10 protein-coding genes are annotated in these 12176 nt (G+C 54.0%); 1 reads left to right on the top strand and 9 read right to left on the bottom strand.

What is annotated here, in order from left to right; genetic code table 11:
* Nucleotides 1-208: 208 nt before the first annotated feature.
* Nucleotides 209-1429 (bottom strand): fosmidomycin MFS transporter, encoded by a 1221-nt coding sequence (gene fsr, locus ABIE10_RS08850; protein WP_016155879.1) that lies wholly within the window; start codon nt 1427-1429, stop codon nt 209-211.
* 297 nt (nt 1430-1726) lie between these two features.
* Between fsr and ushA the strand changes: the two genes are divergently transcribed.
* Nucleotides 1727-3379, top strand: a complete 1653-nt coding sequence (gene ushA / locus ABIE10_RS08845; RefSeq protein ID WP_181546436.1) for a bifunctional UDP-sugar hydrolase/5'-nucleotidase UshA — start codon at nt 1727-1729, stop codon at nt 3377-3379.
* 181 nt (nt 3380-3560) lie between these two features.
* Here ushA and ybaK read toward each other — a convergent pair whose 3' ends face one another.
* From ybaK to hutW, 8 genes are all read right to left on the bottom strand, one after another.
* Nucleotides 3561-4040, bottom strand: a complete 480-nt coding sequence (gene ybaK, locus ABIE10_RS08840) for a Cys-tRNA(Pro)/Cys-tRNA(Cys) deacylase YbaK (protein ID WP_016152092.1) — start codon at nt 4038-4040, stop codon at nt 3561-3563.
* 200 nt (nt 4041-4240) lie between these two features.
* Complete coding sequence (locus ABIE10_RS08835; protein WP_047358021.1) at nt 4241-5035, bottom strand: TraB/GumN family protein; 795 nt, start codon at nt 5033-5035, stop codon at nt 4241-4243.
* A gap of 202 nt (nt 5036-5237) precedes the next feature.
* Complete coding sequence (copA, locus tag ABIE10_RS08830) at nt 5238-7739, bottom strand: copper-exporting P-type ATPase CopA (RefSeq protein WP_429155325.1); 2502 nt, start codon at nt 7737-7739, stop codon at nt 5238-5240.
* A 146-nt stretch (nt 7740-7885) separates the two neighbouring features.
* On the bottom strand, nt 7886-8656 hold the full coding sequence (locus ABIE10_RS08825) for a heme ABC transporter ATP-binding protein (RefSeq protein WP_019076187.1): 771 nt from the start codon (nt 8654-8656) through the stop codon (nt 7886-7888).
* Nucleotides 8653-9645 (bottom strand): FecCD family ABC transporter permease, encoded by a 993-nt coding sequence (locus ABIE10_RS08820; protein WP_207388536.1) that lies wholly within the window; start codon nt 9643-9645, stop codon nt 8653-8655. Before ABIE10_RS08820 ends, ABIE10_RS08825 begins: the two co-directional genes overlap by 4 nt.
* 51 nt (nt 9646-9696) lie before the next feature.
* A complete protein-coding gene (chuY, locus tag ABIE10_RS08815; protein ID WP_016152097.1) occupies nt 9697-10320 on the bottom strand; it encodes an anaerobilin reductase in 624 nt (207 codons plus the stop codon).
* The gene (gene hutX, locus ABIE10_RS08810; RefSeq protein ID WP_047501882.1) at nt 10320-10814 is read right to left on the bottom strand and encodes a heme utilization cystosolic carrier protein HutX; all 495 of its coding nucleotides are present in this window, start codon (nt 10812-10814) and stop codon (nt 10320-10322) included. The genes chuY and hutX overlap by 1 nt, the downstream gene beginning before the upstream one ends.
* Before the next feature lie 3 nt (nt 10815-10817).
* Nucleotides 10818-12164 carry a heme anaerobic degradation radical SAM methyltransferase ChuW/HutW gene (hutW, locus tag ABIE10_RS08805; protein WP_049282504.1) on the bottom strand — a complete coding sequence of 449 codons (1347 nt, stop codon included), beginning with the start codon at nt 12162-12164 and terminating at the stop codon, nt 10818-10820.
* Nucleotides 12165-12176: the final 12 nt, after the last annotated feature.

Here is a 12176-nt window from a genome sequence, read left to right as displayed (position 1 = left end):
GCTGTGATAATCCTGAAAACTCAAACGACGAGTAATAGTTTATGACAATTTTGATGTTTTTGTTTGTGAATAATTATTGAATTTTGATGAAAATAGGATTTTAGACGTAAAAAAGCACGGATCGGAAAAGTACAGCGGTATGTGAGAGGCAAAGGCTGATGGCTACTGTAAGTCTGACGGCCAAAATTTACTTTTGGCCGTCAGAAAATCAGGCTTTATGTCGGTTATCAGGTAAGAATATGGTCAGTATCCCCAGTAGTGGCAGGAAAGCACATATTTTGTAGACCAAATCGATGCTGGTATGGTCGGCAATCAGCCCTAACACCGCGGCTCCCAAGCCGCCCATGCCGAAGGCAAAACCGAAAAATAGCCCAGAAACCATGCCGATACGGCCAGGAAGCAGCTCCTGCGCGTAGACCAGAATGGCAGAAAACGCCGATGCGAGGATAAAACCAATGATCACGGTTAAAATCCCGGTCCATTCCAGCGTTGCGTAGGGTAAAAAGAGGGTAAAGGGTGCTACGCCGAGGATAGAGCCCCAAATAACATATTTTCTGCCAATTTTATCGCCCAATGGTCCACCAATCACCGTCCCGGCTGCGACGGCAAACAGGAAGGCAAACAGGTGAAACTGGGCATTTTGTACCGATAATCCGAATTTTTGCATCAGATAAAAGGTGTAATAGCTGCTGATGCTCGCCATATAGAAGTATTTGGAGAAAATCAGCACCAGCAGGATGCTTACCGCCAGCACTACTTTATTCCGTGGTAACGGATTCACGATGGCGACTTTCGGTTTTCCTTTACTCATCCGGTGCTGCGCGGCATACCAACGGCTGATTTGCGCCAGAACGACAATCGCTAATAACGCAGCCAGCACAAACCAGGCCACATTACCCTTACCATATGGCGCGATGATGACAGCCGCCAGTAACGGTCCCAGAGAGCTACCGAAGTTGCCGCCAACCTGGAAAATTGACTGGGCAAGACCGTGACGACCGCCGGAGGCCATTCGCGCCACGCGGGATGATTCCGGGTGAAATACCGAAGAGCCGGTACCAACCAGCGCTGCGGCGAGCAGGACCATATGGAAACTGCCAGCCATGGCCAGCAAAACAAGCCCACTCAGCGTGAAGCACATCCCAATGGGCAGCGACCACGGCATTGGGTATTTATCCGTCCAGTAACCCACAACCGGTTGCAGCAGTGAGGAAGCAAGCTGGAAGGTCAGGGTAATCATCCCTATCTGCATAAACGTCAGCGAGAACTCTGACTGCAATAGCGGATAAATCGCCAGGATCAGCGACTGGATCATATCGTTTAGCAGATGGGAGAGGCTGATTGCCCCTAAAATGCCAAATGAGGTGCGTGCTTTAGCAACCGACGCTGACGCGCCAGCCACTGGCTGGGTTGGTTCACTTATTGCCATAGAAAGTCACTTCTGTTTGGGTTGCGATTATGAGGGTAATCTAATTTGTTATTATTACCTGACTAACATACCTGCGGAAGGTGTTTGAAGGAAGTCTCATTTCTGAAAACATTTTCGGCTATTATTTTCAGTAGCTGTAATTTTATGCCCGAACTAATTCGACTTACAGGTAGGCGGCAAACGCGAGAGTCCCAGGAGCTTACTGCATAAGCGACAGGGGGAAGTGAGCGCAGCCAACGCACATGTAATTTGAAGGATAACGGGTATGGCGGTTGATATTGAGTCAGGGAGTGAAATATGAAGTTTTTAAAACGGGGCGTGGCGCTGGCGTTATTAGCCGCATTTGCGCTGGCAGGTCAACCTGCACAGGCGTACGAAAAAGATAAAACCTACAAAATTACCATTCTGCATACCAACGATCATCACGGTCACTTCTGGCGTAGCGAATACGGTGAATACGGGCTGGCGGCACAAAAAACGCTGGTGGACGGTATTCGTAAAGAGGTGGCTGAGGAAGGAGGCAGTGTACTGCTGCTTTCCGGTGGCGACATTAATACCGGCGTACCGGAGTCCGATCTGCAGGATGCGGAACCTGATTTTCGCGGAATGAACCTGATTGGCTATGATGCGATGGCGGTCGGAAACCACGAGTTTGATAATCCGCTTAGCGTATTGCGCCAGCAGGAAAAATGGTCCAAATTCCCGTTTCTCTCGGCCAATATCTATCAGAAAAGCACCGGTGAGCGTTTGTTTAAGCCGTGGGCCATCTTTAAGCGCCAGGATTTAAAAATTGCCGTACTCGGTTTAACCACTGACGATACGGCGAAAATTGGCAACCCAGAGTTCTTTACCGATATTGAGTTCCGTAAACCTGCTGATGAAGCCAAACTGGTTATCCAGGAACTGAATATGGGGGAAAAGCCGGACATCATTATTGCGACCACCCATATGGGACATTATGACAATGGCAATCACGGCTCGAACGCGCCTGGCGACGTAGAAATGGCGCGCAGCCTGCCGGCGGGATCGTTGGCAATGATTGTGGGTGGTCACTCGCAGGATCCGGTATGTATGGCCGCGGAAAACAAGAAGCAGGTTGATTACGTACCGGGTACGCCGTGTGCGCCAGACAAGCAAAACGGGATCTGGATTGTGCAGGCGCATGAGTGGGGGAAATACGTGGGGCGGGCGGACTTTGAGTTCCGCAATGGCGAAATGAAAATGGTTAACTACCAGCTCATCCCCGTCAACCTGAAGAAAAAAGTGACCTGGGACAACGGTAAAAGTGAGCGCGTACTCTACACCCCGGAAATTGCAGAAAATCAGCAAATGCTTTCTCTGCTGACGCCATTCCAGAATAAAGGCAAAGCGCAGCTCGACGTGAAAATTGGTAGCGTCAATGCGCGCCTCGAAGGCGACCGTAGCAAAGTCCGTTTCGTACAGACCAACATGGGGCATTTACTGCTGGCTGCGCAAATGGCGCGAACCAGCGCTGATTTTGGCGTGATGAGCGGCGGCGGTATCCGTGACTCCATCGAAGGCGGTGATATCACCTATAAGAGCGTGCTGAAAGTGCAGCCGTTCGGTAACATCGTGGTGTACGCCGACATGAGCGGGAAAGAGGTGATTGACTATCTGACCGCCGTGGCACAAATGAAGCCGGATTCCGGGGCTTATCCGCAGTTTGCCAACGTCAGCTTCGTGGCGAAAGACGGCAAGCTTAACGATTTGAAAATTAAAGGCGAACCCGTTGAGCCAGCCAAAACCTATCGCATGGCAACGCTGAGCTTCAATGCCACCGGCGGCGATGGCTATCCGCGAATTGATAACAAGCCTGGCTATGTGAATACCGGGTTTATTGATGCGGAAGTGCTGAAAGAGTACGTACAGAAGAACTCACCTCTCGATGCTGGTGCGTATGAGCCGAAGGGCGAGGTAAGCTGGCAGTAACAGGGCAATTTGGGGCATCATTTTATCCGCTCCTCCGGGCCGCCCTTCATGGCGGCCCAATAATCCTACTTATTACCTCTATGCTCCGGTTCCTGCGCGCTGGCCGAGTCCAAACTGTCTTCACCAATCACAACCTGTAATCGCAGTAGGCGCAATCGCCGTATCAATGGGCAAAAGACAATTAATCACGGCGTGCGATATCGGCGAATTTCGCATCCAGAATTTTCGCCAAATCGCCTGCTGCCAGTTCAATATCCAGCCCGCGTTTGCCGCCGGACACATAAATGGTGTCAAACGTCTGGGCGGGAGCGTCGATGAGCGTTGGCAATCTTTTTTTCTGCCCCAGCGGGCTGATGCCGCCTACCAGATACCCGGTGGTTCGCTGCGCGATCATCGGATCGGCCATATCGACCTTTTTGGCTCCCAACGCCCTGGCGACCTTTTTGAGATCCAGTTGACCGGCTACCGGCGTAACGGCAACCGCCAGGTGCTTCATATCGCCATTCACGGCAACCAGTAGCGTTTTGTAGACCTGGTCCGCATTCAGACCTAACTTGCGTACCACTTCGTCACCAAAGTTCGTCTCGGACGGATCGTGATCGTAGGTGTGGATCTGGAAAGAAATTTTGTTTTTTTCGAGTAATTTAACGGCGGGTGTCATAGCAATTTTCCTGGCCCAGACAAAATACGACACAAGCATACGCCTGATGTCTGTCTAAAAAATAGTACCATCTTGCGCAATAGTGTTGGCAGGATGATTACTTTGAGCGACAATCGAACTACACCGATGCTTTAAGCGTCGGGATCATAATAATGATGAAATTCCTCTTTGACGGGCCAATAGCAATATTGGCCATTTTTTTACCGTAACATCTCCGGCAAATTTCCTTCTCCGTACAAATGCAGCGCGCCAACGGCCACGACATAGTGCCCGGCAGGCATCGCCCTGAGTCGATCGCGCCAGGCCGCATTACGCTGATGCATCAAAACGTCATACAGCGACTGGCTAAAAGTATTGGGTAGAGTGAGTTCGCTATTGCGTGGCGGCGTTTTAAGCCACCAGCCCATCATCTGTTGTAGCAGTCTGGCATTGGTATGCCAGTGCGTCAGGGTATCGTCCAGTAGAGCCAGTCCGTTATCGGGTAACTGACACAACAGCTCGATTTGGCTGGATGCGCCTTCCAGCTCGATTATGGGTTTATGCACCTGTTTTGCCGCATTCAGAAGTTGGTAATCAATGCCGTATTCCGCCCGTAACCCCAACTGCTGCGCCTGCGTTGCCTGCAAGACCATGGCGATTTGCCACAGCGGCTGGGTAGACAGCAGGGAAGGGGAAATACCCAGCTCGTCGGTGACTTTGTGCAGATTATCTAACAGCTCTGGGCTGATGCGTTCTTCCAGTGCGGCAAAGGTCGGAAGGTTGGCAAACGGCGCGTCGTCGCCGGAAACATCGGCTTCGACAATGAGCGCATCGGCACGCTGGAGCTTTTTGAGTAATTTGGCAGGCAGAGGCGCCATATCGCGGCTGCCCATGTGAATACTGCCAATCAGATGAAAATGGCGGTTACCGGGCAAGGAGATGTCGATGGCAGGCCAGGTATAGTGGTTGCCGCGTAGCGCGGTGAAAAATGATTTTACCCGGTACAACAGATCCATACGGCCTCCCTAAGTAGACTTCCATGCTAGCGCGTGGTCCTGGAAGGTGCAAATACACTTCATCATTCCCTCAGCCTCTTTATTGGCAGCGAGCAAAAACCCCAGTCACATAGTTGGCTATGCTCCTGGGGTTTTTATACTTGCCGCCTTAATGCAACGCGAATGATTTGGGGCTCCGTTCAGAGCGGCATCCGGTAAAGGCTTACTCTTTAGGTTTGAAGCGCAGCAGTCGGTTAGCGTTGCTCACCACGGTAATGGAGGAGAGCGCCATCGCCGCCCCGGCAACGACCGGGTTGAGCAGTGTTCCGGTGAACGGCCACAAAATCCCGGCGGCAACGGGGATACCGATGCTGTTATAGATAAACGCGCCGAGCAGGTTCTGCTTCATATTGCGCAGCGTTGCCCGGGAGATAGACAGCGCATCTGCAACGCCCATCAGGCTATGGCGCATCAGCGTAATCGCGGCGGTTTCAATCGCCACATCGCTGCCGCCACCCATGGCAATCCCTACATCAGCCTGAGCCAGCGCAGGCGCATCGTTGATACCGTCACCGACCATGGCAACCTGACGCCCCTGGCTCTGCAGACGTTTAATCGCCTCGGCTTTACCGTCAGGCAGAACGCCAGCAATCACCTCATCAATACCCGCCTCTTTGGCAATGGCGTTGGCGGTCGTTGGGTTGTCGCCGGTGAGCATCACCAGACGATACCCGGCGCGGTGCAGACGCTGGAGCGCTGCCACGCTGTCGCTACGCAGAGGATCACGTACCGCTAACAGCGCTGCCGCTTTACCGTCAATCGCTAACAGTACCGGAGTTGAGCCTTGGGAAGCCTGAGCGGTGATTTCAGCCTCCATTTCAGTGGTATCTACCTGCTGTTCATTGAGCAGCACCTGGTTTCCCAGCAGCAGCGAATGACCTTCCGTTTCGCCACTGACGCCTAAACCGCGCAGCGTACGGAAACCGTTGACCTGCGGCAGCGTGACATCACCTGCTTTGTCCAGAATCGCCCTGGCTAACGGGTGGCTGGAACCCTGTTCAAGGGCCGCTGCCAGACGAATTGCCAGCGCTTCGTCGGTATTGCCAAACGTTTTGATGGCGACAACCTGTGGTTTGCCTTCAGTTAGCGTCCCGGTTTTATCAAACACGATGGTATCGAGCGTGCTGGCGCGCTGCAGCGCATCGGCATCACGTACCAGCACCCCAAATTCAGCGGCACGCCCAACGCCGGAAATAATCGACATAGGCGTTGCCAGACCCAGCGCACAAGGGCAGGCAATAATCAGGACGGTGGTGGCGATTACCAGCGTATAGACAATCTGCGGCGCCGGTCCAAAGAAATACCAGATAGCCGCACTGACCAGCGCAATGGCGACCACGACCGGAACGAACACCGACGAGATGCGGTCGGCCAGTTTGCCAATCTCCGGTTTGCTGCTTTGCGCCTGGCGCACCATACGAATAATGCGCGACAGCGTGGTGTGACTGCCAACAGCGCTGGCGCGGAACAGCACGCTACCGTCCTGTACGACCGTACCGGCGTGGACGCTATCGCCTGCGCCTTTTTGCTGTGGAATCGGCTCTCCGGTCAGCATGGCCTCATCCAGCCAGGCTTCACCCTGAGTGATTTCGCCATCAACCGGAACGCGGTCGCCGGTGGTCAGGCGCAGCAACATTCCAGCCTGCACCTCTGCCAGCGGCACGTTCTTTTCACCTTCGTCAGTGACGACGCGTGCGGTCGGCGGTGTCAGATCGAGCAGTTTTTCCAGTGCTTTAGACGAGCGTTGGCGAGCCCGCGCTTCCAGCATGTGTCCGAGGTTAATCAGACCGATAATCATGGCACTGGCTTCATAATAGAGGTGTCGCGCTTCCATCGGGAACCATTGTGGCCAGAGGTTGACGCTCATGGAATAGAGCCATGCCACCCCCGTACCCAGCGCCACCAGCGTATCCATGGTCGCGGTGCCGTTCATCAGGCTTTTCCACGCATTGCGGTAAAAGTGACCGCCCGCGAAAACCATCACGGCAAGCGTTGCCAGACCAATCATCAGCCACAGGCTGCGGTTGTCGTCGCTCACCATCATGTTGTCGCCAATCATGCCCCATACCATGACCGGGATACCAAGGAGCAGCGCGACGGCTGCCTGCCAGCGAAAACGTTTCATGGTTGCCACGGCGGTTTCTTGCTGACGCTCGCGACGCTTAGCATCATCTTCAATCGCTTCTGCGCCGTAGCCCGCTTTTTCAACCGCCTGTACTAAATCTGCGGCGGAGGCACTGCCCATTACCAGCGCAGTGCGTTCCGCCAGGTTTACCCGTGCCTGCGTGACGCCCGGTACACTTTGCAATGCATTTTGTACGCGGGTCACACAACTGGCGCAGCTCATGCCGTTTAACAGCAACTGTTGGCTGTCATCATCAGCCGTAGCTGCCGGAAGCTCGGAAGGGACCGCTGCCAGTGCTTCCGACGGGATTGATGACTCCGTCAGCGGTTTAGCCTTTGGGTGGCTTAACTCCGCGCCGTAACCGGCTTGTTTGATGGTTTCAATCAGCGCTTCTGCGCTGGCGCTCCCGGTAACATGCGCTTCTGTCACGGTGACATCCGCTTGCTCAACGTCCGGACGTTGTTCCAGACTTTCTTTAACGCGTTTTACGCAGTGACCACAGGACAGGCCGTCCAGGGTTAGATCGATTGTTTGAGACATAACCAACTCCTTTTTTGCAGGATTAACTGACTGTGATAAAGGTTAAACCTTCCAGCAAGGGGAAGGTCAAGGACGTTTTTAGAAAAAGTGAAAAAAGGGTGTAAAGGGAGAAAAACGGGAACGCCACGTCAGGGGTTCCCGGTCTGTTATTGATTGAGGACGATAATCGGCGTTCGATGCTCCGGTTCATTTATGACCGTGAGATCGGCACCGTACAGCGCGTTCAGCGACCGTTGCTTCAGAACATCCTGCGGATATCCGTTATCAACTATCCTGCCGCGTTCCATCAATACCACACGGTCGGCATAGCGCGCCGCGAGGTTGAGATCGTGCAGGACGCAGCAGACGTTAAACTGCCGTTCACGCACCAGACGACGTAGCAGACGAAAAAGGTGCTGCTGGTGGTGAATATCCAGCGCGGAGGTGGGTTCATCCAGAAACAACCATTTCGGCCCAGGCTCGGGCTCCCAAAGCTGAACCAGCAGGCGCGCCAGCTGTACCCGCTGTTGTTCTCCTCCCGACAGATGCCGGTAATCGCGTGCGGCCAGCGCCTGGCAATCACACAATGCCATGATGTACTCCGTTTCATCGCCCGTGTTGCGCGTACGATACGGATGTCTGCCCATGCGAATGACCTCCTGAACGCTAAACGGGAAGGCCATATGACTATTCTGGCGCATCACGGCACGGGTTTTTGCCAGCTCGGTGATTGACCACTTGTCCAGCGGCTTGCCAAACATGCTACAACGCCCACTGTGGGGCTGCAGATATCCCGTAAGCTGACGTAGCAGCGTCGATTTCCCGGCTCCGTTCGGGCCAAGAATCGCGATGATCTCTCCATCAGGTAGCGTCAGGGAAACGTCGTCGGTCAGTCGTCTTCCCTGAATGTGGTAGACCAGATTTTCAGCGACGATCATGACACCCTCCGGCTACGCAGTATTAACCACAGGAAATACGGTCCACCGATCAGGCTGGTTAACAGGCCAACGGGCATTTCGGCTGGCTGAACAAGTGTGCGGGCCAACGTGTCGGCAATCAGAAGTAAACAGGCACCGGCCAGCGTAGAACAGGGAATCAACCAGCGATGATCGGCGCCGGTCGTCATTCTGATCAGATGTGGGATCACCAGGCCAATAAAACCAATTACGCCGCTGACGGAAACCGCAGCGCCAACCAGGAGCGAACTGAGCAACAGTAACTGCTGACGCTTACGTTTGACGTTTACGCCGAGGTAATGCGCCTCTTCATCACCCAACTGCAGTAAATTAAGCGTTCCCGCCATGCAGACGGTTACAACAATGGCTGGAAGAACAAACGTGCTGGCAACCAACAGCGTTGGCCACTGGGCCTGGCCGAGATTTCCCATCATCCACAATGTAAGTTGACGTAGCTGCTGCTCGTCGCCCACATAGCTCAGTACGCCAATAGCCGAACCGCACAGGGCATTGATAGCGATACCGGCTAACAGCAGTTGCATCATTCCACCGTGGTTATGACGCTGGCTTATCAGGAAAATAATCGTGCAGACCACCATGCTGCCTGCGACGGCAAAAATCATCTGCTCATACAGCACCAGCACTACGGGGAACGAAAATGGGATAACTATCGCGATGCCGACCATCAGCGCGGAGCCGCTGCTGACGCCAAGCAGGCCAGGATCGGCCATCGGATTGCGAAAAAGTCCCTGCATGATGACCCCTGCCGTCGCCAGCGCAGCACCGACCAGAACGGCCAGCAGCACGCGAGGCAGGCGGATGTTTAACCAGATATCACGATATTCGTCGTTGAACAGAGCGCTGAAGCTAATGTTTAGCGCCCCCTGGCTGGCACCGAAGAGCATCAGAGCAACCAGCAAAAGAGAAAGACCCGTCAGGATGCTGACGGAAGAAAGCGAGTCCTTAAGCACGTAACGCTCCATAACGTCTTTGCGGCGCGGAGTTCCCGCGCCGTGAGGGGTTTACGCGGGTTTCAGTCCCGGCTCAACCAAACTGTAAATCTGGTTATTAAGTGCTGGCGCAGTGGCCAGTTCGTGAATATGCTTCGCAACATCTGCACGCATCACAAAGCCGTGACACTCCTGAGCCTGTATTCGTTGTGCCTGGCCGGTGGCTGCACCGTTTAGCAAACCGCCGGGGCGGAGAATGGCGTAGTCCAGTCGACTGGTTTGTAGCCAGCTTTCAGCCAACGATTTTTCCCGTACAGCCTGACCAAATGCGGCCTTTGCGCGTGAAGAAAGAAAAGGCCAACTGTCACCGCAGCCGAGTGAGGTCACCAGAATCATGCGCTTGATCTCCGCTTTTTCTGCTTCATCAATGACGGTTCTGTGCGCCAGATAATCCTGGGCGCCGCCCATGGAGGAGATCACCGTGGCATGTTGACCCGCTGCGCGACAGGCACAGGCGGTGACCTGACTATCGCAGGCGTCGCCGATGAAGACCTGCACACCTTTTTCCTGCAACCCAGCAGCGACCTGTGCGTTGCGAACGACGGCAATCACCGGACGTTGTTCCGCCAGTGCGAGTTCAAGCGTTTTCGCGCCGACGCCGCTACCACCCGCACCAAAAATGAGCCATGGAGCCATCAGGCATGTTCCTTTAAAGATGAAGACAACGCGTGAAAGGCGCTGACCTGTTCGGCCAGTAGCTGTCGATGTTCATCCCGACCGAGGAAAATTTTGAACATCGCGCTACCCGCCTGGTTAAAGAAGAGAATGGACGCGGTGTCCATTCCCATAAATTTGCGTTCAATCAGGGCAATATGCGTACAGTTTTCTGCCTTGATATGACCGGTCATGCCTTTTTTGCCGCGCAGGTTGAAGTAGCCATGACGGTGGAATCCGGAAGGTAATTCCCCGGTGAATTCCAGAATGACATCAGCAGTATGGACCAGGGTGGTGACTTTGCCCCATTTGCTGACGGTTTCCCAGACGGTATCAAATTGATCGCCGGAAACCAGCGTCGGGGAGGGGAGGTTTTTCACCACCTCCAGCAGCGTGGTGTTGTACTGGGCAGCGATAGCTTCCAGCGTACCGTCCGGTTCAGTTTTCAAAAAATCCTGTAAAGAGACATGGCTCATAATTCACTCCTGGTATGGTTGTTCTACCGCAATGCGCGGCGCGTTAAGTGCCTGAATAAGTTCATCAAGAGACTGCAAAATATTGCTTGCCCAAAAACGCCCTTCATTGGTCAGGCGCACGCAGGTGCTGGCATCTCGCGTCAGTCCTGCGTGATGCCATTGGGTCAGTAGCGGGGTCAGTTTTTGTGCATGAGGTGTCAGTTCATCCAGCGGGACACGGGCCGTTTCAATGCCCGCCTGGAGAGTGTGTCGCCACTGGAAACCACGCTCGGCGGTACGCATCATCATCATTAGCGGTTTTTTCCCGGCGGCGATAGATTCATGCCATGTCGTCAGATTGCGCTCGACCATCCAGGAATAGCCATTGACTGATCCCCCGGCGCCTGAGCCGAATGCCAGACAGTCCGCTCCCTGTTTAATCAGCAGGTTGTACAGATTGCGTTCACGCGTGGTACGCGCCCAGTGGCTGTTGCTGATGCAGCGCCAGCCCGCGTTGTCCATGAAATCGCAACCCTGAAGATAGAGATCGCGACGTTCGGCGGGAGAGGGAACGGTTGTGCGCCCGGTTTCAACTGCTTTGCCAAGCGGTGTATTGGGGATCAGGTTCAGCGCATAAAGATCTACGCCGTCGAGGCCGATGTCACGGGCAATCGCCAGATCGTCGCCCCACAGTTTTGCATCTTGTCCTGGCAGACCAAACAACAGATCGCATACCACGGCGGCACGATCCCGTTTTACCAGCCCCTGCATAAAGGCAATTGCGGTTGGGCCGTCCGAGGTGCGCGCCATTTTCTTGCGGATCCGGCTGTTAAAAGATTGAATACCGATCGAAAACCGATTGGCGCCAGCGTCAAGGCAGGCATCAATTCGCGCATCGTCAAAATTGAGCACTCGTCCCTCAATGGTAATTTCGCAGTCCGGCGCCAGCGGTAACTTTTCACGCAGCGCGGTGATGATTCTGCCCAGATCCCGTGCTGACAGCGCTGAAGGCGTACCGCCGCCAAAATAGACGGCGTGAATTGGGGCTGACTGATGTAACGCGCTATCGGCTTCCATCTCTATTTCGCGCAACAGCGCGTTGGTGTAGCGGGCGCAGTGATCTTCTTCGAAACGGTTTTGATAAAAACCGCAGAAAGTACAATGCGTTGCACAAAAAGGGATATGCAAGTACACCAGCCGTTTACGCGGCGGGGTAGGCTGGCTGATAACATCCTGCCAGGTTTGTGACAATAGCTCTTTGGCAATCGGGATCGCCCCGCGCCATGGCATTGTGGCGCGGCGATCCTTAAAGGGCTGACTTCCCTCAAGCGCAAAATGCGCGGTGAGATCCAGCGAGTGTTCAGTTTTCATTCTTTTTTATAA

The organism is Citrobacter sp. 506, assembly GCF_050434985.1.
Lineage (GTDB): Bacteria > Pseudomonadota > Gammaproteobacteria > Enterobacterales > Enterobacteriaceae > Citrobacter > Citrobacter braakii.
This window is presented reverse-complemented; position numbering and strand designations above follow the sequence as displayed.

Bases quoted from the DNA above. Each gene is read 5' to 3' on its own strand.
- ABIE10_RS08825 (WP_019076187.1), bottom strand. From the start codon at position 8,656: ATGATCGTCGCTGAAAATCTGGTCTACCACATTCAGGGAAGACGACTG.
- fsr (WP_016155879.1), bottom strand. From the start codon at position 1,429: ATGGCAATAAGTGAACCAACCCAGCCAGTGGCTGGCGCGTCAGCGTCG.
- copA (WP_429155325.1), bottom strand. From the start codon at position 7,739: ATGTCTCAAACAATCGATCTAACCCTGGACGGCCTGTCCTGTGGTCAC.
- hutW (WP_049282504.1), bottom strand. From the start codon at position 12,164: ATGAAAACTGAACACTCGCTGGATCTCACCGCGCATTTTGCGCTTGAG.
- hutX (WP_047501882.1), bottom strand. From the start codon at position 10,814: ATGAGCCATGTCTCTTTACAGGATTTTTTGAAAACTGAACCGGACGGT.
- chuY (WP_016152097.1), bottom strand. From the start codon at position 10,320: ATGGCTCCATGGCTCATTTTTGGTGCGGGTGGTAGCGGCGTCGGCGCG.
- ABIE10_RS08835 (WP_047358021.1), bottom strand. From the start codon at position 5,035: ATGGATCTGTTGTACCGGGTAAAATCATTTTTCACCGCGCTACGCGGC.
- ybaK (WP_016152092.1), bottom strand. From the start codon at position 4,040: ATGACACCCGCCGTTAAATTACTCGAAAAAAACAAAATTTCTTTCCAG.
- ushA (WP_181546436.1), top strand. From the start codon at position 1,727: ATGAAGTTTTTAAAACGGGGCGTGGCGCTGGCGTTATTAGCCGCATTT.